Raw genomic sequence first — 23,239 nt, forward strand, 5'->3', positions numbered from 1 at the left:
CGGGTGAGCCGCCGGACGGATCGGAGGGATCGAACGCGTCGATCGCTCAGGCGTGGGCGAGGATGTAGTCCACCGCGTCGCCGACGGTCTTCAGGTTCTTGACCTCGTCGTCCGGGATCTTGACGTCGAAACGCTCCTCGGCGGCCACGACGACCTCGACCATGGACAGCGAGTCGACGTCCAGGTCGTCGGTGAAGGACTTGTCGAGCTGGACGTCCTCGGTCGGGATGCCGGCGATCTCGTTGACGATCTCGGCGAGACCTTCCAGAACCTCGTCCTTGGTAGCCATACTGGCTGCTCCTCTACAGGTGTTGAACGCATCCGACCGGCGGCCGGGTGCGGGCTTGTGGGTGGTGGGGCGATACGTGCCTAGGGGAGCGTAACGACTGTCGCCGCGTAGACGAGACCCGCCCCGAACCCGATGATCAGTGCGAGGTCGCCGCTGCGGGCCTCGCCGCTCTCCAGCATCCGCTCCATCGCCAGCGGGATGGACGCCGCGGAGGTGTTGCCGGTCTCGGCGATGTCGCGGGCGACCGGCACCGACGCGGGCAGCTTGAGCGCCTTGATCATGGCGTCGGTGATCCGCATGTTGGCCTGGTGCGGGATGAAGGCGCCGAGCTGGTCGGCGGTGATCCCGGCGGCGTCCAGCGCCTGCTGGGCCACCTTGGCCATCTCCCAGACCGCCCAGCGGAAGACCGGCTGGCCCTCCATCCGCAGCGCGGGCCACTTCACCTCGTCACCGGTGCCGTTGATCGCACCGGGCTGGGCGAAGGCGGTGTCCCAGGCCTGGGTCTGCGAGATGACGTCCTTCTGCGAGCCGTCCGAGCCCCAGATCAGCTTGCCGATGCCGGGGCTGTCGGACGGGCCGACGATCGCGGCGCCGGCGCCGTCGCCGAAGATGAACGCGGTCGAGCGGTCCGACTTGTCGGTCAGGTCGCTCAGCCGCTCGACGCCGATCACCAGCACGTACTCGGCGTTGCCGCCGCGGATCATGCCGTCCGCCAGGCCCAGGCCGTAGCCGAAGCCGGCGCAGGCGGCCGAGATGTCGAAGGCCGGGGCCGTGCCGCAGCCCAGCCGCTCGGCGATCTCGGTGGCGATCGCGGGGGTCTGCTTGAGGTGCGAGACCGTCGCGACGATCACGCCGCCGATCTGCTCCGGGGCGATGCCGGCCTGGGCGATCGCCTTGCCGGCGGCCTGCACCGACATCTCGGAGACGGACTCCTCCGGGCCGGCCCAGCGGCGCTGCTCGATCCCGCTGCGGGTGCGGATCCACTCGTCCGAGGAGTCGATCCACTCCAGGACCTCGGCATTGGGGATCACCCGGACCGGGCGGTAGCCGCCGACGCCGTGGATGCGCGAGTACTGCGCACCGGACGCCGGGCGGATCTGCGGCTTGCTCATGCCTGGTCCTCCTGCTGCTCGCCCGCGTGCTCCTCGATCAGGGCGCGGGCCTTGTCCAGGTCGGCGGGGGTCTTCAGGGCCAGCGTCGCCACGCCCTTGAGGTTGCGCTTCAGCAGCGCGGTGAGGGTCCCCGCCGGGGACAGCTCGATCACGGCCGTGGCGCCCAGCCGGCCGAAGGACTCCATGCAGAGGTCCCAGCGGACCGGGTTGGAGACCTGCGACACCAGGCGCGACAGCACCTCGGCGCCGGAGTCCACGACCCCGCCGTCCTGGTTGGACACGTACCGGACCTGCGGGTCCGCCACGGTCAGGCTCGGGGCGAGCTCGGCCAGCCGGGCGACGCCCGGGGCCATGTGCTCGGTGTGGAAGGCACCGGCCACCTTCAGCGCGACCATCTTGGCGCCGGCCGGCGGGTCCGCCTTCAGGGCCTCCAGCTGGGCCAGCGTGCCGGCGGCGACGATCTGGCCGCCGCCGTTGTTGTTGGCCGCGGTCAGGCCGTGCTCGGCCAGCTTCGCCGCGACGACCTCCGGGTCGCCGCCGAGCACGGCGATCATGCCGGTCTCGGTGACGGCGGCGGCCTCGGCCATCGCCCGGCCGCGCTCACGGACGAAGGTCAGCGCGTCGTGCGCGTTCAGCACCCCGGCGGCCGCGGCGGCGGTGATCTCGCCGACGCTGTGACCGGCGACGGCGCCGACCAGCTTGCGGGCGACGGCCTCGTCCGGGAACAGCTCACGGGCAGCCATCAGCCCGGCGGCGACCAGCAGCGGCTGGGCGACGGCGGTGTCCTTGATCTCCTCGGCGGAGGCCTCGGTACCGGCGTGCACCAGATCCAGTTCGGCGACCTCCGACCAGCGGCGCAGACGGTCGGCGACACCGTCGAGTTCGAGCCAGGGGCTGAGGAATCCGGGGGACTGGGCACCCTGTCCAGGGGCGACGATTACGAGCACGGTTCAACCCTCTCTCGCCAGGCGCCCAGGGGCGGGTAGGCGACGGTAACGAAGAAAACCATCCGGGATTGTATGGTCCCTACACCCGGAGTCAGCCGGGCTCCCCCGCGTCCGCGAGCCGGCCGAGGGCCAGCGCGATCCGGAGCGTGAACGCCGAACGTACGTCGGAGGGGGCGTACCCCGTGACGTCGGTCACGCGTCGGAGCCGGTAGCGAACCGTGTTGGGGTGGACGAAGAGCATCCGGGCCGCGCCCTCCAGGGAGGACGCCTGCTCCAGGTAGACACTCAGCGTCTCCAGCAGCGCCGAGCCCGCCTCGTCCAGCGGTGTGTAGATCTCCTCCACCAGCTGGCGCCGGGCGGCCTGGTCCCCGGCCAGTGCCCGTTCCGGCAGCAGGTCGTCCGCCAGCACCGGGCGGGGCGCGTCCGGCCAGGCCGCGCAGGCCCGCAGACCGGCCGCCGCGGCGTGCGCCGAGCGGGTCGCCGAGAGCAGGTCCGGCACGGTCGGGCCGACCACCACCGGGCCCGGCGCGAACTGGCCGATCAGCGCCCGGGCCGCGTGCACCGGCTCCTTCTCGCCGCCGACCACGACCACCAGGCGCTTGCCCAGCACCCCGGTCAGCACGTGCAGCTTGGCGTACCGGGCGGCCCGGCGGATCGCCTCCACCACCAGCTCGCTGTCACCGTCCGGCGCGCTGCCCATCACCACCCGGACCTGGCTGGGCTGGCCCCAGCCGAGCGCCGCGGCGCGCGAGAGCACGCCCTCGTCGGCGTCGCCGGACAGCAGCGAGTTGACCACCAGCGCCTCCAGCCGGGCGTCCCAGGCGCCGCGCGCCTCGGCCGCCTGGGCGTACACCTGGGCGGTCGCGAAGGCGATCTCCCGGGCGTACACCAGCACCGACTCGCGCATGTCCGCCTCGTCGCCGGGGGCGGCCACCTCCTCGATGGCCTCCTCCATCACCTCGATCGTGGTGCGGATCAGCTCGACGGTCTGGCGCAGCGTGATGGCTCTGGTCAGCTCGCGCGGGGCGGTGCCGAAGACGTCGGTGGAGATCGCCTGCGCGGCGTCGGGGTGGCGGTACCACTCGGTGAAGGCGGCGATGCCGGCCTGGGCGACCAGGCCGATCCAGGAGCGGTGCTCCGGCGGCATCCGGCGGTACCAGCCCAGCTGGTCGTCCATCCGGGAGATCGCGGCGGTGGCCAGTTTGCCCGAGGACTTCTCCAGCCGCTTGAGCGTCGCCGCCCGTCGCTCGGCCCGCTCGGCGGCGTTTCTGCGCTCCTGGGCGGTCAGGCGGGGCGCCGCGCGCCCGGGGCGGTCGCGGCCGGTCCTCGCGGCCGGGGTCTTCCCGACCGGTTCGGGTGCGGCGGGGTTGGGTTCGCTCTTGGAGTTCGCGGAGGCGGCTGGCACAAGGACAAGACTGCCTCACGCGAGTGACTGCTCGCGCACACCCCCGGACCAGCGGTGCGGTGGCAAGGGTCACACCCATTACCGTGGGGCCGTGACTGAGGCCCCAGACCGCGGCCGTGCCGACCTGCGGCGCACCGCCGAACGCTACCGCTCCACCCCGGCCGAGGGCGTCGAGACCCGGCACGCCTTCTCCTTCTCCGGGCACTACGACCCGAAGAACACCCACTTCGGCGCGCTGCTCGCCTGCAACGAGGAACTGCTCGCCCCCGGCGCCGGGTTCGAGGAGCACAAGCACCGGGACACCGAGATCCTCACCTGGGTGCTGGAGGGCGCGCTGGCGCACCGGGACTCGTACGGGCACAGCGGCGTCGTCCGGCCCGGGATGGTCCAGCACCTCAGCGCCGGCTCCGGCGTCACCCACACCGAGCGCAACGTCGGCGGCGCCACCGGCCCGGTGCGCTTCGTCCAGATGTGGCTCCAGCCGGACGAGTTCGACGCCGCCCCGGCGTACGGGCTGCGCAAGGTGGAACCGGCGGACGGCGGGTTGACGCTGCTCGCCTCCGGGCTGGAGCGCGACGCCGGCACGGACGCCCTGCGGCTGCGCCGCGGGGACGCGGCGCTCTGGCTGGCCACCGCGGGCCCCTGGCAACCGCTGCCCGAACTGCCCGAGGCGCCCTGGCGGTACGCGCACCTGACGGCCGGCTCGCTCGGCTACCGGACCGTCCCCGGGCCCAAGGGCGGCGGCCGCTCGATGGAGCCCGGCGACAGCGTGCGGATCACCGGCGAGGCCTTCGCCGACCCGACCGCGGGGGAGACCGGCGCCGAACTCCTGCTCTGGGAGATGCACTCGCCGGTCTCGTACGGCTGATCCTCAGGTCCTCTCTTTTGGATCTTGTCGGATCAGGCAAAGATCCGAAAGAGAGGGCCTAGTTGCGCAGCTCGGCCAGGACGGCGTCCGAGAAGGGCGGCCAGGCCTCGGCGGCCCACGGCCCGAAGTCCCGGTCGGTGAGCGCGATGCAGGCCGCGCCGGCCTGCGGGTCGACCCACAGGAAGGTGCCGGACTGGCCGAAGTGGCCGAAGGTGGCGGGGGAGTTGGTGGTGCCCGTCCAGTGCGGGGACTTGGCGCCGCGGATCTCGAAGCCGAGGCCCCAGTCGTTCGGACGGCGGTGGCCGTAGCCGGGCAGCACGCCGGAGGTGCCCGGGAAGGCGACCTCGCGGGTGGCCCGCCGGACGGTGGACGGGTCGAGCAGCTTGGGCGCCTGCAGCTCGGCGGCGAACCGGGCGAGGTCCGCGACGGTGGACAGGCCGCCGGCGCCGGCCGGGGACTTGTGCGCGGTGTTGATCAGGGTGTCGTTCATGCCCAGCGGCTCGAACACCGCCTCGGCGGCGTACCGGTGGAACGCGATCCCGGCGGCCTCGGACAGCGCGTGGGCCAGCGCGTCGAAGCCCGCGTTGGAGTAGAGCCGGCGGTTGCCGGGCTCGGCGAACACCCGGTCCTCGTCGAAGCCCAGGCCGGAGGTGTGCGCGAGCAGGTGCCGCACGGTCGATCCGGGCGGGCCGGCCGGGTCGTCCAGCTCGAACACGCCCTCCTCGACGGCGACCAGCGCCGCGTACGAGCTGAGCAGCTTGGTCACCGACGCGAGCGGGAACAGCTGCTGCTGCGGCCCGTGCGCGCCCAGCACCGCGCCGTCCGACCCCCGCACCACCGCCGCGGCGGCGTTGGGCACCGGCCAGTTCTCGATCATCCGCAAGCTCTCCATGCCACCGACTCTAGCCGGGTGCCGCGGGCACCCGGAGCGGACGCTTGCTTGGAGTGCACTCCAACTCGATAGCGTCGTCACGTCGCACCGCAGGGCTCGCACCGCAGAGGTCGCACCGCACAGGGGGAACGTCCATGGCCACACCCGTGCCCGTCCGGGCCGAACTGCGCAGCTGCGCCGAGGTGTTCGCCCTGCCGGTGGGCGAACCGGACCGGACGCCGCGGCACACCATCAGCGAGGTCTCCGCCGCCAGCGGCCTGACCGCGCACACCCTGCGCTGGTACGAGCGGATCGGCCTGCTCGACCCGGTCGACCGGGTGGCCGGCGGCCAGCGCCGCTACTGCGACGCCGACCTGCACCGGCTGGCGTTCCTGGGCCGGCTGCGGCTGACCGGCATGTCGGTGGCGGACATGCTCACCTACGTCGACCTGTCCCGCCGGGGCCGCCAGACGTACGACGAGCGGCGCCAGCTGCTGGTCGACCAGCGCGAGGAGGTCCGGCGGAAGATCGTCGACCTGCAGGCCACCCTCGCCGTGCTCGACCACAAGATCGATCTCTACGCCGGGAACGTCCTCGACGACACCGGCGACCCCGTCCAGTGCCAGTACCACCGAACAGAGGAAGAGCCGAGCGCATGACCAACCCCCTCCTCCCCACCGTCCAGCTCGGCACCGATGGCCCGCTCGTCGGCGTCCAGGGCCTCGGCTGCATGGGCATGAGCGAGTTCTACGGGCCGACCGACACCGACGAGGCGCTCGCCACCCTGGGCGCCGCGCTGGAGACCGGCGTCACCCTGTTCGACACCGCCGACATGTACGGCTTCGGCCGCAACGAGGAGTTCATCGGCCCGTTCGTCCGGGCCAACCGCGACAAGGTGGTGCTCGCCACCAAGTTCGCCATCGAGCGCAAGGAGGACGACCCGACCTACCGGGCCGTCCGCAACGACCCGGCGTACATCCGCTCCGCCGTCGACGCCTCGCTGCGCCGGCTCGGCGTGGACGAGATCGACCTCTACTACATGCACCGCCGCGACCCGCGGGTGCCGATCGCCGAATCGGTGGGCGCCATGGCCGAGTTGGTGACGGCGGGCAAGGTGCGTCACCTCGGGCTGTCCGAGGTGAGCGCCGGCGAGCTGCGCGAGGCGCACGCCGTCCACCCGATCGCCGCGGTGCAGACCGAGTGGTCGGTGTTCTCCCGGGACGTCGAGGGCACGGTCGTGCCGGTCGCCGCCGAGCTGGGCGTCGGCTTCGTGCCGTACTCCCCGCTCGGGCGGGGCTTCCTGACCGGCTCCTTCCAGGCCGCCGACCAGCTCGCGGCGGACGACTTCCGGCGCAGCCAGCCGCGCTTCACCGGGGACAACGCGGCGGCCAACGGCGACCTGCTCGCCCCGCTGCGGGAGGTCGCGGCGGCGCGCGGTGCGACGCTCGCGCAGGTCGCGCTGGCCTGGGTGCAGCAGCGGGCCGAGGTGCACGGGCTGACCGTGGTGCCGATCCCGGGCACCCGCAAGCGCACCCGGCTGGTCGAGAACGCCGGGGCGGTCGCGCTGCGGCTGACCGCCGAGGAGCTGGCGCTGCTGGAGCCGATCGGCGGCGCGGTGGCGGGCGACCGCTACAGCGACATGGGCTTCACCCACGTCGGTCGGGAGTAGCGGGGGACGGGCCCGGGGAGCCTCCGGCGGGGCTCCCCGGCCCGGCTGTCGGTGCCGGGGGCGGCCGCGCCGGGTCGGTTGCGCCGGGTCGGTCGTGCCGGGTCAGGCCCTGCGGCCCAGGAAGGCGGCCAGACGGGTGTGCACGTCGGCGTCCTCGGCGACCGGCTGGACCTGGCCGAACGGGAAGTCCTCGCTGCGGTGCCCGGCCGGCAGCACGAGCTGGGCCATGCCCAGCGCCGCGCCCGACAGGCCCTCGTCCAGCACGAAGCCGTTGTCGAGGGACTTCGCGATGTCCCAGGTGTGGGTCACCGTCTCCATCAGGTAGGCGCCGACCACGGCGCCGCCGGGCGCCTCGCCCCAGGGCGCGAAGGTCGGGCGGCCGAGCTTGGCGTCCTCCGCCCAGGCGGCGGTCACCCGGGTGCGGACGCGGCCCAGCGCGGCCTGCCAGCCGTCGTCGGACGGGTCCTCGATGGCCGGGACGATGTCCTCGGCGCGGCCGCCCTCGCCCATGTAGGCGAAGCGGTGGGTGGCGCCGATCACGTGGTTCAGCAGCTGGCGGAGCGTGAACTCCTCGCAGGGCGTGGGCCGGTCGAGGTCGGCCGGGGTGACCGTCGCGACCAGCCGCTCCAGCTGGTCGAGGGCGGCGTGGTACTGCGGGCGGGCGTCCTGGACGGCGGTCATGGTGGTCAGCTCCGTGCTGTCGAGGGGAAGTTGGCCTTGCGGAGAGCAATCTCCCAGTAAAACCTGACAACTGCCGTCAGGATTGCTGGAATTCTCTGGTTCATGAAGGCCGACCGTCTGCTCTCGATCCTGCTGCTGCTCCAGACCCGGGGCCGGGTGCCCGCCACCGAGCTCGCCGAACGGCTGGAGGTGTCCGTCCGCACCATCTACCGCGACGTGGAGTCGCTGTCCGTCGCCGGGGTGCCCGTGTTCAGCGAACGCGGGCGGCACGGCGGCATCCGGCTGCTGCCCGGCTACCGCACGGACGTCACCGGGATGACCGTCGACGAGGCCCGCGCGCTGTTCGTCCTCTCCGCCCAGAGCGCGCACAGTGACCTCGGGCTGGAGGGCGCGCTCGGCTCCGCGCTGCGCAAGGTGATGGCGGCGCTGCCCGCGCCGCACCGCCCGGCCGCCGAGCGGGTCAGCGAGCGGATCCTGGTCGACCCGGCCCGCTGGATGCAGAACGCCCCGGCCGGGGCCGCGCCCGGCACCGGGCCGGACCTGGGGGAGTTGCAGTACGCCGTCTTCGCCGACCGCCGGCTGCGGCTGCGCTACCGGCACAGCGGCACCCCCGCGCCGGTGGAGTACGCGGTGGACCCGTACGGGCTGGTGAGCAAGGCCTCGGTCTGGTACCTGGTGGCCGACCTGCACGGCGAGCCGCGGCTGTTCCGGGCCGACCGGATCCTGGCCGCCGAGACCACCGAGGAGGTGGTGCGGCGCCGCCCGGGGGTGGGGCTCGGCGAGGTGTGGGCGGCGCTGCGCGAGCAGGTGGAGCGGGTGCCGAAGGACGTGCCGGTGCGGGTGCGGGTCCGGCGCGGGCGGCTGGACATGTTCCTGCGCATCCACGGGAGCCGGCTCACCGCGCCGCCGCCGGAGCCGGGGAGCGGGGTGAACCCCGGGGCGTGCGGGGAGTGGGCCGAGCTGGCGCTGGCCTTCCCGGCCCTGCCGGCCGTCCGGATGCTGCTCGCCTTCGGCGCGGACGTCGAGGTGCTGGCCCCGCCGGCCGCCCGGCGGGAGCTGGCGCGGGCGGCGGCGGAGGCCCTACGGCTCTACCAGGACTAGGAGTTGGGCGGGCAGGACTAGGAGTCGGGGTTGCGGACGACGTCCTGGTAGTGGCCGAGCGAGATCGCCGCGAAGTTGTGCAGGCTGTCCGTGCCGTCCGTGAAGTAGCCGTTGTGGCCGGACGCGCGGGCCGAGGAGATCTGCTCGGCGCCGAAGCCGCTCGCGGTCGGGTCGGCGCCGTGGCCGAGGCCGCCGACCTCCAGGAACGGGACGTTGCCGATCCAGTCGCTGGGGTTGCGGGTGGCCCAGACGTGCACGCCGCCGCCGAGCTCGCCGGTGCTCTGCACGCCCATGCCGGGGCTGCCGAACACCATCATGTCGGTGATGCCGGAGGTGTCGGACGGCGAGGCGGCCGCGCGCGGGATCTCCGGGGCCGCGTTGCCGCAGACCACCGAGCCGTACGAGTGGCACAGCAGCGCCGGGGGCGCGTCCGGCCGGGTGGTCTCGTGCAGCCCGGCGAGCAGTCGCTGCAGCCGGGGCGCGCCGACGTCGGCGAGCCGGGAGGTCGCGGCGTCCGGGCCGAGGCCGGAGGGGGTGACGTAGCCGGTCCAGGCGATCACCGCGGTCCGGATGCCCGGGGCCTGGCGCTGCTCCTCGGCGTGCAGGGCGCGGGCCATGCCGGCCGGGGAGCGCAGCGGTTCGGCGGCCTGGTCGAAGTGGCCGAGGTCGGCGTCCGAGCCGGGGACGACCACGGAGATCCGCTCGGCGTCCGCCAGGTCGCCCCACACCTCGGTGACGAGGCCGCGGCCGCGCGGGTCGAAGGCGAGGATCTGACGCTCGGGGGCGAGCAGGTGCTCGACGTCGTTGGCGCGCGAGACGGCCAGCGCGCGGGCGTCCGAGTCCAGCTTGGGGTCGGCGGCGCGGGCCCGGGCGCGGTCCCGTTCCTCGGCGAGGGCGATCTTGTTGGCGCGGTAGCGCAGGTCCAGCGGGGCGCCGTCGAAGTTGCCGACGACCAGCGGGTAGGCCTTGATCAGCCGGTCCAGCTCGGTGGGGGCGAGGGAGGCGAAGAACTCGGCGGCGGTGGCAGGGCTGGTGGTGGCCGGGTCGGGCAGGCCGTGGCCGAAGCTGTGGTCCTGGACCCAGGCGGCGCTGCCGGCCGGCGGGGTGCTGATCGCCAGCTGCTCGGTGGCGGCGGCGGCCTGGGCGGCTGCCGCACCGGCGTCGGCGAGCACGGCGCAGCCCGCGAACGCCCCGACCAGTACCCGCTTCCAGCGTCGACGGTTGCGCACCGCACCAACTCCCTTGGGCCCGTCACCGTTTCGCGGGCGGCGCCCGGAGGGTGTCTATGAGGACTGCTGAACTTCCCTGCGCAAGCCTAGAGGTCACGGGAGGGTGACGGACCCGACCAAACTGTGGGATGGCTCACATGAACCGGGGGTGTCGCCCCGGCGTCTCTCAGTGGTTCGTCCGCGCGTCCGCCGCCGCGTCGAACTCCCGCACCATGCGCTTGGGCGCGGTGAGCCGCCAGGCCTCGGTGACGAGGTCCCGCAGCTCCTCCGGGTCGACCAGGTCCAGTCGGACGCTGACCCAGCCGTGCCGGCCGACGTACCGGGCGGAGGAGAACACCTCGGGCTCGGCGGCGAGCAGTTCGGCCTGGTCGGCGGGGGTGGCCTTGACCGTGACGCTGTCGCCCTCGGGCGCGCCCATCGCGAAGATCTTGTGGCGGACCCGCAGGGTCTCGATCTCCCAGGTCGGCTCCTGGGCGGCCTCCGGCATGGCCAGCGCCAGCGCGCGGAACTCGTCGAACGTCACCATGACGGCAGGTTAGGGCACGGCGCCGACAACGCGCCCCCGGGCGCCTCCCCGGCGCGCACCGGGGGTGGCCGTGGGGTGGTCGCCGTCGTCCGGGAGCGGCCGGGGGCGCGTTGTCGGTCGCCCCGCGCTCCCGTTTCCGCCCCGCGCTCCGGCGCCCGTCACACCACACCCAGCGCGTACGCCGCGAAGAGCGCCGCCGCGGCCCCGGCCAGGGCCTTGCCGCCCCGGGAGAAGGCCGTCCACGGCCCGTCGAAGCGCCGGGCGAACCACCCGATCGCCACCAGGACGGCCCCGAACAGCGGCAGCAGCGCCAGCCGGGCGGCCACCCAGCCGAGCGAGTCCGGCGCCGTGGTGAGGCCCAGGACGGCGCCCGGGCCGGCCGCGCCGGGCACCGCCACCGCGAGCATCGCGCTCTGGTGCCAGCAGAAGATCGTCATCGCGGACAGGTTCACCGCCACCACCGGCAGCCACAGCAGCGGACGGCCCGTCAGCAGCCGCCCCAGCCGCTCCCGCAGCAGGACCGCCGCGCCGCACTGGACGGCGGCGAGCGCGAGCACCAGCAGGGACGGCGGGTGCGAGTTGGTGCGCTCGACCCCGGGCACCCCGACCATGCTCGCCGGGTAGTGGAACACCACCAGCAGCACCGCGAACAGCGCGCCGCCGCCCAGCAGCAGCACCCGGGCCGCCCGCCGGCCGAGCCCGCCCCGCGCCCACAGCACGCCCAGCTGGTAGCCGAACAGCCAGCCCGGCAGGATGTTCAGCAGCCCGACCCAGGACGGCACCGCCGCGGCCCACGGGCCGTACCGCAGCAGGTCGACGGCCGCGACGACGGCCATCAGGAGGGCCGCCGACCAGCCGCCGAACCGCCGGCCGAAGGCCGCGCACAGCGGGGTGAGCGCCGTCAGCCCCAGGTAGACCGCGATGTACCAGAGCGGCTGCACCACCAGCGTGGCGCCGGTGTGCACGGTGTCCCCGGGCACGCCGAGCGCGGGCAGCAGCGGCAGCAGCAGCGCCCACACGGCCGCCACCCCGAGCACCGGGCGCAGCAGCCGGACGGACCGCGCCCACAGCCAACTCCGGTACGTCAGGCCCCTGCCGCGGGCCCGCTCCAGCGAACGGACCGAGGAGTGGCCGCCGACCAGGAAGAACACCCCGAGCAACTGCAGCCCCCAGCTGAGCGGGGCGAAGAAGCCGAGCGTGGAGAGCGGGCTGGCGTTGTGCAGGGCGCCGTCCGGGGAGCGGGTGAAGCCGCCGAGCAGCCAGTGCCCGATCGGCACCGCGAGCAGGGCGAGGGCGCGCAGGCCGTCCAGGGCGCGGTCGCGGGTGGCGGGGGTGCGGGCGTCGACCTGCCGGGCGGCGCGGCGCAGGGTGGCGAGGGGCGTGGCGGCGAGGGCCATGGTGGGTGCTCCTTGTCGGGGATCGGCGTTCAGGCCCGGCCGGGACCGAGGGCGAGGGCGGCGTAGGCGGCGAGGGAGGCGGTGCCGGGGGCGAAGTAGCCGGTGTGGCCGTGGGATCCGGTGGCGGGCAGCGGGTGGGCGCCGAAGCCGGGGTCGGTCGGGTCGGCGCCGTGGCCGAGGCCGAACAGCCGCACGTTCGGGACGTCGCCGATCCAGTCGGAGCCGTTGCGCTCGGTGGCCCAGAGCGGCACGCCCGGGTCGAGGTCGGCGGCGGAGTCGACGCCCATGCCGGGCGAGCCGAGCACCACCACGCCGGAGGCCTCGGCCGGGGTCGGGCGGGCCAGGCCGCAGACCACCGAGCCGTAGCTGTGGCAGAAGACGGTCGCGGGGCTCTGCGGGCGGGCGGTGGCGGCGAGCCCGTCGAGCAGGCGGGTGAGGCGGGGGGCACCGGCGGCGGCGAGCCGTTCGGTGGCGGCGTCCGGGCCGAGGCCGACCGGGGTGGTGTAGCCGGCCCAGGCGATCACGGCGGTGCGGTGGCCGGTGGCCTCGTACAGGGCGCGGGCCATGCCGGCGGGGGTGCCGTACGGGTCCTCGGCGCGGTCGAAGTCGAGCAGGTCGATGTCCGAGCCGGGGACGATCACGGAGATCCGTGCGGCGTCGGCGAGTTCGCCGTACACCTCGGCGACCTGGCCGCGGCCGCGCGGGTCGAAGGCGAGGATCTGCCGGTGGCCGTCCAGCAGGGTGCGGTAGCGCTCGGCGCGGGTGCGGGCGGCCTCGTGGTCCTGCGGGGTGAGGGCGGGGTCGGTGGCGCGGGCGAGTTCGCGGGTGCGTTCGGCGACGAGGGCCAGGGCGTTGGCCCGGTAGCGCAGGCGGATCGGGGCGCCGTCCAGGTTGCCGACCGTCAGGGGGTGCCGGAGGGCCAGCGCGTCCTGCTGGGCGGGGGTCAACGCGGCGAAGAAGGCGGCGACTTCGGCGGGCGCGGCGGTGGCCGGGTCCGGCGGGCGCGGGCCCTGGGCGGCGTCGGCGGTGAAGTCGGCGGCGCCCGGGGGCGGGCCGGTGACGGCGGTCTGGGTGTCGGCGGCCCAGCCGCCCGCACCGAGCACCGCGGCCAGTGCCAGCGCGGCGGCGAACGCCGGTGCGCCTCGAAGCTTGCCCATGTTCCTGCTCTCCCTGGTCCGTTCGGCTTGCGACGGGGAGGAAGGTAGGAACGCGACGGCCCCGCGGGCATCGGTCCGCGGGGCCAACTCTGGAGTGCTACCGGGGTATCAGGCCCAGCTATTGGCCGGGCGTCACCAGGCCGGACTCGTAGGCCAGCACCACCGCCTGGGCCCGGTCGCGCAGGTCGAGCTTGGCGAGGATGCGCCCGATGTGGGTCTTGACGGTCTGTTCGGCGAGCACCAGCTGCGCCGCGATCTCCTGGTTGGACAGGCCGCGGGCGATCAGCTCCAGCACCTCGGTCTCGCGCGGGGTCAGGCCGTTGAGCCGGACCTTGGGGTCGCGCCGCCTGGCGGGCCGGGTGCGGGCGAAGTCCTCGATCAGCCGGCGGGTGACCGAGGGGGCGAGCAGGGCCTCGCCGGCGGCGACCACCCGGACGGCGGCGATCAGGTCGGCGGGCGGGGCGTCCTTGAGGAGGAAGCCGCTGGCCCCGGCGCGCAGCGCCTCGTACACGTAGTCGTCCACGTCGAAGGTGGTCAGCATCAGCACCTTGGGGCGGTGCGCGCCGGGCGTCGCGGGGTCGAGGAGCCGCCGGGCGGCCTCCAGGCCGTCCATGACGGGCATCCGGACGTCCATCAGCACCACGTCGGGGTGGGTGCGGCCGGTCACCTCCAGGGCCTCGGAGCCGTCCGCCGCGTCCCCCACCACGTCGATGTCGCTCTGGGCGCTGAGCAGGGCGGCGAAGCCGGCCCGCACCATGGCCTGGTCGTCGACGATGATCACGCGGATGGTCATGCGGGTGTCTCCCGGAGGGTGTCAGGGCTGGTCGGGCTGGTCGGGCGGGTCGAGCGGCAGGACGGCGGCGACCTTGAAGCCGCCGTCCGGCAGCGGGCCGGTGTCCAGCCTGCCATCGACCAGCCGGACGCGTTCGCGCATTCCGGCCAGGCCGTGACCGGTGCCCTCGACCGCGGCCTCCAGCGACTCGGTGCGCTGCGGCGGGGGCGCGTTGACGACGGTGACCAGCAGCGCGGGGCCGTCGACGGCGAGCGAGACCCAGGTCCGCGCGCCGGGCGCGTGCCGCACCACGTTGGCCAGTGCCTCCTGCACGATCCGGTAGGCGGACAGGTCGACGGCGGGCGGCACCGGCCGGGGCAGTTCGGCGGGGAGGGTGAGTTCGGCGGGCACCCCGGCCCGCCGCACCGTCTCGACGAGTTGGGCGAGTCGGGGGATGCCGGGCTGCGGGGCCTTCTCGGCGGCGGAGTCCTCGCTGCGCAGCACGCCGAGCAGCCGGCGCATCTCGGCCAGGGACTCGCGGGCGGTGCCGGCGATGGTGCCGAACTCCTCGGCGGCCTCGGGCGGGACGTCCGCGATCCGGTAGGGCGCGCTGGCGGCCTGCACCGCGATGACCGACATGTGGTGGGCCACCACGTCGTGCAACTCCCGGGCGATCCGGGCGCGTTCCTCCAGCAGGGTGCGGCGTTCGCGTTCGGCCTCGCTGATGTGCTCCTGCTCGGTGAGCAGCCGGCGGGCCTCGGCGCGGTCCCGGACGGCCCAGCCGAGCAGCAGCACGGCACCGCTGAGCGCGATCAGCAGGACGGTGGTGGCGTCGCCGGAGCGGGGCAGGCCGAGGGTGGTGGTGAGGGCGGTGAGCAGGACGGTGGCGACCCAGGCCGCGACCAGGGTGGCCCGGCTCTCGCGCAGGGCGAGGGCGAGCAGCAGGACGACGTACGCGATGATCATCGGCGCCGTCCACGGCCAGCTGCCGTGGAAGTGGTGGTGGCGGGCGGTGATGCCGGCGGTGACGACCAGGGTGGCGGCGCTGATCCACCAGGCGGCCAGCGGTCGGGTGATGGCGAGGAACAGCGGTGTGGTCTGGGCGATGGTGAGCGCGGCGGCGACGGGCAGGTCCAGGCCGTAGAAGTTGACCAGGGCGGCGATCCCGCTGGGGATCAGCCCGGTCTGCAGGAGGGCGGCCAGGACGTACGGCAGCCGCCGGACCCAGCCTCGGCGGGAGGTGCCGAGCAGCGGGGTGTGGTCGCCGCTCGGGGTGGTCAGGTGGTGCCGCAGGGTGCGCAGTTGGCGCAGGGCGTACGCGCGGACGTCGGCTTCGGTGGGCGTCTTCATCGCGGGCCAGCCTAGGAGGCCGGCCCGCGCGGGTCGTCGGACTGGAGCGCGAACTTCCGGGTGCTACCGGGGTGGTGGGGGTGCTACCCGGGTATGACGCGCCGGTGCTACGGGCGCCGTACGGGCGCCCGCGCCGCGCGCCGGGTCACGGCTGCCAGTGCCCGGCCAGCGCGGGGCCGAGGTGGTCGAGGTACCGCTCGATGACGGAGACCATGCCCTCGGGCCCGGCCGGCTGGTGCCCGGCGGTCCAGGACAGGTGGGCGGAGCGCAGCAGGCTGCCGAAGACGGCGGCGAGGACGACCGGGCGCAGGTCCTCGGCGGGGTCGAGCCCTTCGCGTTCGGCGAGGATCTGGACGACCCGCCGCTCCTGCTCGGTGACCCGGCGCAGGTGGGCGGCGAGCAGCGCGGGCGTGTCCTCGATGATCCGCAGGAGTTCGAGGGCTCTGCTGATCGAGCCGGGCCCGGAGGTCTCGGCGTTCCCGAGGTCGCGCCAGGACTTGATGATCGAGGCGCGCAGGGCCTCCAGCGGGGTCTCCTCGGCGGGGCGCTGCTCCAGGCACTCCAGGAAGTAGTTCTCGGCGTCGGCCATGACGGCGAGCGCGACCTCGTCCTTGTTGGCGAAGTAGCGGAAGAAGGTGCGCTGGGAGACGTCGACGGCGGAGGCGATCTCGTCGACGGTGGTCTGCGCGAAGCCCTGGCCGAGGAAGAGCAGGTGGGCGGCCTGGACGAGGGCGTCGCGGGTCTGCTGCTTCTTGCGCTCGCGGAGCCCGGGGGTCCGGCCGACGTCCTCGCGGGCGGCGGGGCGGGGGGAGTGAACGGCCATGGCGGGGGCCTCTTCCGGAGCGCTGGTGGTGGGTCGGTGAGGTGCACCACCTTAACCCTCGGTTCGAATGTCAGTGCAGGTCAGAAGACAGCGTTTGCCGAATGTCAGTGGCTGACATAATCTGCGGGAGTGGCGCTCGTCGGCCGGGCACTCGTGGGGACGGGTGGGCCGACGCAGCGCCACCCCCGTGTTCCGCCCCTGCCTCCCCTGGAGGGCCCGAGATGAGCCAGTCCGTCGCCAAGAAGTCCGAGGCGGACACCCCGCCACCGTCCGCACCACCCGCCGGGGGAGGCCTCAAGGGGCACCCCTGGCTCACCCTGTTGACCGTCGCCGTCGGCGTGATGATGGTCGCGCTGGACGGCACGATCGTCGCCATCGCCAACCCGGTGATCCAGGAGAAGCTGCACGCCGCGCCCTCCGAGATCCAGTGGGTCACCAGCGGCTACCTGCTGGCCCTCGCGGTCTTCCTGATCACCGCCGGGAAGATCGGCGACCGCTTCGGCCACAAGACGACCTTCCTGACCGGCGCGGTCGGCTTCGCCGCCGCCTCGGCCGCGATCGGCTTCGCGGGCAACATCCAGACCGTGATCGTCTTCCGGGTGCTCCAGGGACTGTTCGGCGCGCTGCTCCAGCCCGCCGCGCTCGGCCTGCTGCGCGGGGCCTTCCCGGCCGAGCGGCTGAACATGGCGATCGGCATCTGGGGCGGCGTCATCGGCGCCTCCACCGCGGCCGGCCCGATCGTCGGCGGCCTGCTGGTCGAGCACGTCAACTGGGAGTCGGTGTTCTTCATCAACGTCCCGGTCGGCCTGCTGGCGCTGGGCCTGGGCCTGTGGATCCTGCTGGACGTCCGGGCCGAGAAGGCCGCCAAGTCCTTCGACCTGCCCGGCATCGCGCTGCTCTCGGCGGGGATGTTCGCCCTGGTCTTCGGCATCATCAAGGCGCCCACCTGGGGCTGGGGCAACGGCAGGACGCTGCTCTGCCTGATCGGCGCGGCCGTGCTGATGGTGCTGTTCGCGCTCTGGCAGACCCGGGCGAAGGAGCCGCTGATCCCGCTCGGCCTGTTCCGCTCGGTGCCGCTGTCGGCGGGCACGCTGCTGATGGTCCTGATGGCCTTCGCGTTCTTCGGCGCGCTCTTCTTCGTGACCTTCTACCTGCAGAACGTGCACGGCATGTCGCCGGTCGAGGCCGGCGTCCACCTGCTGCCGATGACCGTCATGATGATCGTCGGTTCGCCGGTGGCGGGCCTGGCGATCGGCAGGTTCGGCCCGCGGATCCCGATCGTCGCCGGCATGCTGCTCACCACCGTCGCCATGTACGGCATGTCCACCCTGGACACCGGCTCCGGCAACGGCGTGATGGCGCTCTGGTTCGTCATGCTGGGCCTCGGCATCAGCCCGGTCATGGTCGGCGCCACCGAGGTGATCGTCGGCAACGCCCCGCTGGAGCTGTCCGGCGTGGCCGGCGGCCTGCAGCAGGCCGCCATGCAGGTCGGCGGCAGCCTCGGCACCGCCGTCCTGGGCGCCCTGATGGCCGCCCGGGTCGGCGACCGGCTGTCCGAGAAGTGGGCCGCGGCCGGCCTGCCGCCGGTCGAGGGCGAGCAGGCCGAGGGCCTCAAGCAGGCCGCCCAGCTCGGCATCGCCCCGCCGGCCCCGCCCGGCACCTCGCAGCAGGCGGCGGACACGATGGCCGGCGTCGTGCACGAGTCCTTCGTCAGCGGCATGTCGCTCGCCTTCGCGATCGCCGCCGTGGTCGCCTTCGGCGCGGCCGTGCTCGGCCTGCTGACCCGCCGCGGCAGCACCGACGCGGGCCCGGCCGTGCACGTCTGATGCCCTGAGGAACACCGAAGGGCCGGACTCCCGTACGGGAGTCCGGCCCTTCAGGCGTTACCGGCCGATCAGGCGTCGCCGCCGGCGGCACCCGGGTCGGCCGCCGCCACGTCCAGCAGCTGGTAGCGGTCGATCGCGTCCTTCAGCGCCGAACGGTCGATCTTGCCCTGCTTGGCGAGCTCGGTGAGCACCGCCAGCACGACCGACTGCGCGTCGATGTGGAAGAAGCGACGGGCCGCGCCGCGGGTGTCGGCGAAGCCGAAGCCGTCCGCACCCAGCGACTGGTACTGGCCCGGCACCCAGCGGGAGATCTGGTCCGGCACCGCGCGCATCCAGTCGGACACCGCGACGAACGGGCCCTCGGAGCCCTGCAGCTTGGTGGTGACGTACGGCACGCGCTGCTGCTCCTCGGGGTGCAGCAGGTTGAACTCCTCGGCCTCCACCGCCTCGCGGCGCAGCTCGTTCCAGGAGGTCGCGGACCAGACGTCGGCCTTGACGTTCCACTCCTCGGCGAGGATGCGCTGGGCCTCCAGGGCCCACGGCACCGCCACGCCGGAGGCGAGGATCTGGGCCGGGATCTGGCCGGCCGTGGCCGGCGCGTACTTGTGCAGACCCTTGAGGATGCCCTCGACGTCCACGTTCTCGGGCTCGGCCGGCATCTTGATCGGCTCGTTGTACACGGTGAGGTAGTAGAAGACGTCCTCGCCGTTCGGGTGCTCGGCGCTGGAGCCGTACATCCGGCGCAGACCGTCCTGGACGATGTGCGCGATCTCGAAGCCGTACGCGGGGTCGTACGCGACGACGCCCGGGTTGGTCGAGGCCAGCAGGTGCGAGTGGCCGTCCGCGTGCTGCAGGCCCTCACCGGTCAGGGTGGTGCGGCCGGCGGTGGCGCCGAGCACGAAGCCGCGGGCCAGCTGGTCGGCCATCTGCCAGAACTGGTCGCCGGTGCGCTGGAACCCGAACATCGAGTAGAAGACGTACACCGGGATCAGCGGCTCGCCGTGCGTGGCGTAGGACGAGCCGGCGGCGATCAGCGAGGCGGTGCAGCCGGCCTCGGAGATGCCGTCGTGCAGCATCTGGCCCTTCGGCGACTCCTTGTAGGCCAGCAGCAGGTCGCGGTCGACCGACTCGTAGGTCTGGCCCATCGGGTTGTAGATCTTCGCCGAGGGGAACAGCGAGTCCATGCCGAAGGTGCGGTACTCGTCGGGTGCGATCGGCACGAAGCGGTTGCCGATGCCCTTGTCCCGCATGAGGTCCTTGAGCAGCCGGACGAACGCCATGGTGGTGGCGATGGTCTGGTTGCCGGAGCCCTTCTTGACCGCCTTGTACGCGTCGTCGCCGGGCAGCTCCAGCTTGCGCGGGCGCACCTTGCGGGTCGGCACGTAGCCGCCGAGCTCGCGCCGGCGGTCGTGCATGTACTGGATCTCCTCCGAGTCGCGACCCGGGTGGTAGTAGGGCGGGTAGCCCTCGTCCAGCTGCTTGTCGGTGATCGGCAGGTGCAGCCGGTCGCGGAAGCGCTTCAGGTCCTCGACCGTCAGCTTCTTCATCTGGTGGGTCGCGTTGCGGCCCTCGAAGTTGGGGCCGAGCGTCCAGCCCTTGACCGTCTGGGCCAGGATGACCGTCGGCTGGCCCTTGTGCTCGCGGGCCGCCTTGAAAGCCGCGTAGACCTTCTTGTGGTCGTGGCCGCCGCGACCCAGGTGCTGGATCTGCTGGTCGGTCATGTTCTCGACCATGGCGCGCAGGCGCAGGTCGCTGCCGAAGAAGTGCTCGCGGATGTAGTCGCCGGTCTCGGTGGCGTAGGTCTGGAACTGGCCGTCCGGGGTGGTGTTCATCTTGTTCACCAGGACGCCGTCGCGGTCCTGCGCGAGCAGCGGGTCCCAGCTGCGGTCCCAGATCAGCTTGATCACGTTCCAGCCGGCGCCCCGGAACTGGGACTCCAGCTCCTGGATGATCTTGCCGTTGCCGCGGACCGGGCCGTCCAGGCGCTGCAGGTTGCAGTTGACCACGAAGGTCAGGTTGTCCAGGCCCTCGCGGGCCGCCAGCGACAGCTGGCCGAGCGACTCGGGCTCGTCCATCTCGCCGTCGCCGAGGAAGGCGTAGACGTGCGAGTCGGAGGTGTCCTTGATGCCGCGGTGCTCCAGGTACCGGTTCATCCGGGCCTGGTAGATCGCGCCGAGCGGGCCGAGGCCCATCGAGACGGTCGGGAACTCCCAGAAGTCCGGCATCAGCCGCGGGTGCGGGTAGCTGGACAGGCCGTACGGAGCCTTCGACTTCTCCTGGCGGAACGCGTCGAGCTGCTGCTCGGTGAGTCGGTCCAGCAGGAAGGCGCGGGCGTAGATGCCGGGGGAGGCGTGACCCTGGAAGAAGATCTGGTCGCCGGACTCGCCCTCGGCGTCCTTGCCGCGGAAGAAGTAGTTGAAGCCGACGTCGTACAGCGACGCGGAGGAGGCGAAGGTGGCGATGTGGCCACCCACGCCGATGCCCGGGCGCTGCGCCCGGGACACCATCACGGCCGCGTTCCAGCGGGTCGCGTTGAGGATCTTGCGCTCGATCTCCTCGTTGCCGGGGAAGAACGGCTCGTCCTTGGTGGCGATGGTGTTGACGTAGTCCGTGCTGCGCATCTCGGGCACGGCGACACGCTTCTCGCGGGCGCGCTCGATCAGGCGGAGCATCAGGTAGCGGGCACGCTCACGCCCGCGCTCGTCGATGGCCGCATCGAGCGACTCCAGCCATTCCGCGGTCTCCTCGGGATCGAAGTCCGGGACCTGACTCGGAAGGCCGCCAATGATGATCGGGTTGCGATCGGATCCGGAAGCCACGCTGTTCCTTCACTGTCGGTCGAAACTGAGGTGTGTCGCGCCGCCTCCATCGTGCTACCGCGCTCGGAGATCCGTCATCTCTACCGATCGGTAACCGTCTCGCCCGGTGGGCGGGTCGGTCTGGCGGCGCGCGGTCCGGGCTTCGTCGCCCGCCCCGCACACCCCCGGGTGTTACGAACAGAGGTGGTCCGACCTGGTTTCCCGTCCGCCCGATGGCGGGCGGCCGGGGTGAGGGCCAACAGGAGACTCTACGCCCGCGCACGCGCGGACCCGAACGCCGTTCGCATCTCGGGCACGCGTACGGCCTGTGGGCCGGGACCACCCGAAGCATCCTTGTCCCACGCAGAGAAGGGCAAATCGGTGTGATTCCCGACACGTCGACCGGCGTGTCCCCCCGCGACACGTCAACCTTTGGAGGGGATCGGGGGTCGGGTACTTGCGCGAACCGCCGGTCCCGTGTGGACTACGGCCACAGCCTCGGCATGGATGCCGAGCCGAATACTGGAGGTTATTCCCGTGAGCGCGACCGCGGACCCCGCGGACAAGTCCAACCCGGCAGCCCGTCTCGCCTTCGCAGAGGGCCAGATCGTCCAGGAGCTGGGGTACGACGACGACACTGACCAGGACCTCCGCGAGGGCATCGAGGAGATCACCGGGACGGATCTCGTCGACGAGGACTACGACGACGTCGCCGACGCCGTCCTGCTGTGGCACCGCGACGACGACGGGGACCTCACCGACGCCCTCGTCGACGCGCTGGAGTACCTCGCCGAGGGCGGCCTGATCTGGCTGCTGACGCCGAAGACCGGCCGGGACGGCCACATCGAGGCCTCCGACATCGCGGACGCGGCCAAGACCGCCGGCCTCTCGCAGACCAGCTCGATCGCCGTGGCGAAGGACTGGGCGGCCACCCGGCTCGCGACCAAGTCCACCAAGGCGACCGGCAAGCGCTGACACGGACCCCGTGGCCCCGCACCGGGCCCCGCCGGAGGAGACTCCGGGCGGGGCCCGGTGCCGTTTCCGGGCCGTTCCGGCTCCCCGCCCGGCCGGGCCGCCGCGGTCCGGCTTCGTCCGCTTTCCAGCGCTTTCGGCAGCTTCCGGCCAGTTCCGGCGTGTTCGCCCAGGGCGAACGGCGAGCGGCCGCCCGGGCGGCCGCGTCATCCGTTCGGCCGAACGTGCGCGAGCGAATGCGAGGATGGGGCCCGCCGCGCCCCTCGCGCGGCCCGGTCCCGTCAGAAAGGTCCCGCTCATGGCCATCGAGGTCGGCACCCAGGCTCCGGACTTCGAGCTCTCCGACCAGCACGGGCAGACCGTCCGGCTCGCCGACTTCCGCGGCGCCAAGCACGTCGTCCTGGTCTTCTACCCGTTCGCCTTCACCGGCGTGTGCACCGGCGAGCTGGGCGCCCTCCAGCGGGAGCTGGACGGGCTGCAGAACGACGACGTCCAGGTGCTCGGCGTCTCCTGCGACTCGCCGTTCTCCCAGCGCGTGTTCGCCGACCGCGAGGGCCTGGACTTCCCGCTGCTCGCCGACTTCTGGCCGCACGGCGCGACCGCCCGTGCCTACGGCGTGCTCGACGAGGAGCGCGGCTGCCCGCTGCGCGGCACCTTCGTGATCGACCGGGCCGGCACGGTCCGCTGGAGCGTCGTCAACGGCCTCCCGGACGCCCGGGACGAGCAGGAGTACCTGAAGGTCCTGGCGGGTCTCTGAGGCCGTTCGCGGGTGCGCACGGGAACCGCGCACTACGCTCGGGCCGTTGGCGGATGGGGCGTACGTCCGATTTCGGGCGCCGACGCCCCGCACCGCACCGCCGGGGGCACCAGCCGTGCCTCCCGATTCTTGGAGGGCAAGTGGGAGTCAGCCTCAGCAAGGGCGGCAACGTCTCGCTCACGAAGGAGGCCCCCGGCCTCCAGGCCGTCGTGGTCGGCCTGGGCTGGGACGTCCGGACCACCACCGGGACGGACTTCGACCTGGACGCCAGCGCGCTGCTCTGCAACGAGCAGGGCAAGGTCGCCTCGGACGGCAACTTCGTGTTCTTCAACAACCTGAAGAGCCCGGACGGCTCCGTCGAGCACACCGGTGACAACCGCACCGGCGAGGGCGAGGGCGACGACGAGGCGATCAAGGTCAACCTGGCCGGCGTCCCCGCGGACGTGCAGAAGATCGTCTTCCCGGTGTCGATCTACGACGCCGAGGGCCGCGGCCAGAGCTTCGGCCAGGTGCGCAACGCCTTCATCCGGGTGGTGAACCAGGCGAACAACGTGGAGCTGGCGCGCTACGACCTCTCCGAGGACGCCTCGACCGAGACCGCGATGGTCTTCGGCGAGCTGTACCGCAACGGCGCCGAGTGGAAGTTCCGCGCCATCGGCCAGGGCTACGCCTCCGGCCTGCGCGGCATC

22 protein-coding genes are annotated in these 23,239 nt (G+C 73.2%); 8 read left to right on the forward strand and 14 right to left on the reverse strand.

The features are described from left to right. Positions 1–46: 46 nt before the first annotated feature. The 4 genes from VM95_RS08860 to VM95_RS08875 all read right to left on the reverse strand — a co-directional run bounded on the left by VM95_RS08860 (position 47) and on the right by VM95_RS08875 (position 3,636). Positions 47–289: an acyl carrier protein gene (locus tag VM95_RS08860; RefSeq protein ID WP_045693745.1), complete on the reverse strand. Its 243-nt coding sequence runs from the start codon at positions 287–289 to the stop codon at positions 47–49. A gap of 80 nt (positions 290–369) precedes the next feature. After that, positions 370–1,401 (reverse strand): beta-ketoacyl-ACP synthase III, encoded by a 1,032-nt coding sequence (locus VM95_RS08865; RefSeq protein ID WP_045693747.1) that lies wholly within the window; start codon positions 1,399–1,401, stop codon positions 370–372. Next, positions 1,398–2,348, reverse strand: coding sequence for an ACP S-malonyltransferase (locus VM95_RS08870; RefSeq protein WP_045693749.1), 951 nt, complete (start codon positions 2,346–2,348; stop codon positions 1,398–1,400). Before VM95_RS08870 ends, VM95_RS08865 begins: the two co-directional genes overlap by 4 nt. Positions 2,349–2,439: 91 nt before the next feature. Beyond that, on the reverse strand, positions 2,440–3,636 hold the full coding sequence (locus VM95_RS08875) for a PucR family transcriptional regulator (RefSeq protein ID WP_045693832.1): 1,197 nt from the start codon (positions 3,634–3,636) through the stop codon (positions 2,440–2,442). Between the two features lie 208 nt (positions 3,637–3,844). Here VM95_RS08875 and VM95_RS41305 point away from each other — a divergent pair, with 208 nt between their 5' ends. Continuing rightward, positions 3,845–4,621 (forward strand): pirin family protein, encoded by a 777-nt coding sequence (locus VM95_RS41305; RefSeq protein WP_045693753.1) that lies wholly within the window; start codon positions 3,845–3,847, stop codon positions 4,619–4,621. A 58-nt stretch (positions 4,622–4,679) separates the two neighbouring features. Here VM95_RS41305 and VM95_RS08885 read toward each other — a convergent pair whose 3' ends face one another. After that, on the reverse strand, positions 4,680–5,513 hold the full coding sequence (locus VM95_RS08885) for a serine hydrolase domain-containing protein (protein ID WP_045693755.1): 834 nt from the start codon (positions 5,511–5,513) through the stop codon (positions 4,680–4,682). A 134-nt stretch (positions 5,514–5,647) separates the two neighbouring features. Here VM95_RS08885 and VM95_RS08890 point away from each other — a divergent pair, with 134 nt between their 5' ends. Further along, on the forward strand, positions 5,648–6,151 hold the full coding sequence (locus VM95_RS08890; RefSeq protein WP_063773469.1) for a MerR family transcriptional regulator: 504 nt from the start codon (positions 5,648–5,650) through the stop codon (positions 6,149–6,151). Next, a complete protein-coding gene (locus VM95_RS08895) occupies positions 6,148–7,161 on the forward strand; it encodes an aldo/keto reductase (protein ID WP_045693834.1) in 1,014 nt (337 codons plus the stop codon). The genes VM95_RS08890 and VM95_RS08895 overlap by 4 nt, the downstream gene beginning before the upstream one ends. Before the next feature lie 102 nt (positions 7,162–7,263). Here VM95_RS08895 and VM95_RS08900 read toward each other — a convergent pair whose 3' ends face one another. Beyond that, the gene (locus tag VM95_RS08900; RefSeq protein WP_045693756.1) at positions 7,264–7,842 is read right to left on the reverse strand and encodes a TIGR03086 family metal-binding protein; all 579 of its coding nucleotides are present in this window, start codon (positions 7,840–7,842) and stop codon (positions 7,264–7,266) included. Positions 7,843–7,944: 102 nt separating this feature from the next. Here VM95_RS08900 and VM95_RS08905 point away from each other — a divergent pair, with 102 nt between their 5' ends. Next, a complete protein-coding gene (locus tag VM95_RS08905; protein WP_045693758.1) occupies positions 7,945–8,943 on the forward strand; it encodes a helix-turn-helix transcriptional regulator in 999 nt (332 codons plus the stop codon). 17 nt (positions 8,944–8,960) lie between these two features. Here VM95_RS08905 and VM95_RS08910 read toward each other — a convergent pair whose 3' ends face one another. The 7 genes from VM95_RS08910 to VM95_RS08940 all read right to left on the reverse strand — a co-directional run bounded on the left by VM95_RS08910 (position 8,961) and on the right by VM95_RS08940 (position 16,197). After that, positions 8,961–10,172, reverse strand: a complete 1,212-nt coding sequence (locus VM95_RS08910; RefSeq protein ID WP_045693760.1) for an alpha/beta hydrolase — start codon at positions 10,170–10,172, stop codon at positions 8,961–8,963. Positions 10,173–10,338: 166 nt separating this feature from the next. Next, positions 10,339–10,698, reverse strand: coding sequence for an MmcQ/YjbR family DNA-binding protein (locus tag VM95_RS08915; RefSeq protein ID WP_045693762.1), 360 nt, complete (start codon positions 10,696–10,698; stop codon positions 10,339–10,341). 158 nt (positions 10,699–10,856) lie between these two features. Next, positions 10,857–12,095 carry an acyltransferase family protein gene (locus VM95_RS08920; protein ID WP_045693764.1) on the reverse strand — a complete coding sequence of 413 codons (1,239 nt, stop codon included), beginning with the start codon at positions 12,093–12,095 and terminating at the stop codon, positions 10,857–10,859. Between the two features lie 29 nt (positions 12,096–12,124). Beyond that, positions 12,125–13,252, reverse strand: coding sequence for an alpha/beta hydrolase (locus VM95_RS08925; protein WP_045693765.1), 1,128 nt, complete (start codon positions 13,250–13,252; stop codon positions 12,125–12,127). Positions 13,253–13,370: 118 nt separating this feature from the next. Further along, positions 13,371–14,045, reverse strand: coding sequence for a response regulator (locus tag VM95_RS08930; RefSeq protein WP_045693767.1), 675 nt, complete (start codon positions 14,043–14,045; stop codon positions 13,371–13,373). A 21-nt stretch (positions 14,046–14,066) separates the two neighbouring features. Further along, on the reverse strand, positions 14,067–15,374 hold the full coding sequence (locus tag VM95_RS08935) for a sensor histidine kinase (RefSeq protein ID WP_045693770.1): 1,308 nt from the start codon (positions 15,372–15,374) through the stop codon (positions 14,067–14,069). Positions 15,375–15,519: 145 nt separating this feature from the next. Continuing rightward, a complete protein-coding gene (locus VM95_RS08940) occupies positions 15,520–16,197 on the reverse strand; it encodes a TetR/AcrR family transcriptional regulator (protein ID WP_045693772.1) in 678 nt (225 codons plus the stop codon). A gap of 221 nt (positions 16,198–16,418) precedes the next feature. Here VM95_RS08940 and VM95_RS08945 point away from each other — a divergent pair, with 221 nt between their 5' ends. Further along, a complete protein-coding gene (locus tag VM95_RS08945; RefSeq protein WP_045693774.1) occupies positions 16,419–18,023 on the forward strand; it encodes an MFS transporter in 1,605 nt (534 codons plus the stop codon). A 68-nt stretch (positions 18,024–18,091) separates the two neighbouring features. Here the strand turns inward: VM95_RS08945 and aceE are convergent, their stop codons facing one another. After that, positions 18,092–20,842 carry a pyruvate dehydrogenase (acetyl-transferring), homodimeric type gene (gene aceE / locus VM95_RS08950; protein ID WP_045693776.1) on the reverse strand — a complete coding sequence of 917 codons (2,751 nt, stop codon included), beginning with the start codon at positions 20,840–20,842 and terminating at the stop codon, positions 18,092–18,094. A 516-nt stretch (positions 20,843–21,358) separates the two neighbouring features. Between aceE and VM95_RS08955 the strand changes: the two genes are divergently transcribed. The 3 genes from VM95_RS08955 to VM95_RS08965 form a co-directional block, all read left to right on the forward strand. Next, a complete protein-coding gene (locus VM95_RS08955; protein WP_045693779.1) occupies positions 21,359–21,796 on the forward strand; it encodes a DUF3052 domain-containing protein in 438 nt (145 codons plus the stop codon). Between the two features lie 295 nt (positions 21,797–22,091). Further along, positions 22,092–22,550 (forward strand): peroxiredoxin, encoded by a 459-nt coding sequence (locus VM95_RS08960; RefSeq protein WP_045693781.1) that lies wholly within the window; start codon positions 22,092–22,094, stop codon positions 22,548–22,550. Positions 22,551–22,690: 140 nt separating this feature from the next. Next, a partial coding sequence (locus VM95_RS08965; RefSeq protein ID WP_045693783.1) for a TerD family protein occupies positions 22,691–23,239 on the forward strand: 549 nt, incomplete at its 3' end.

The organism is Streptomyces rubellomurinus (assembly GCF_000961885.1).
GTDB lineage: Bacteria > Actinomycetota > Actinomycetes > Streptomycetales > Streptomycetaceae > Kitasatospora > Kitasatospora rubellomurina.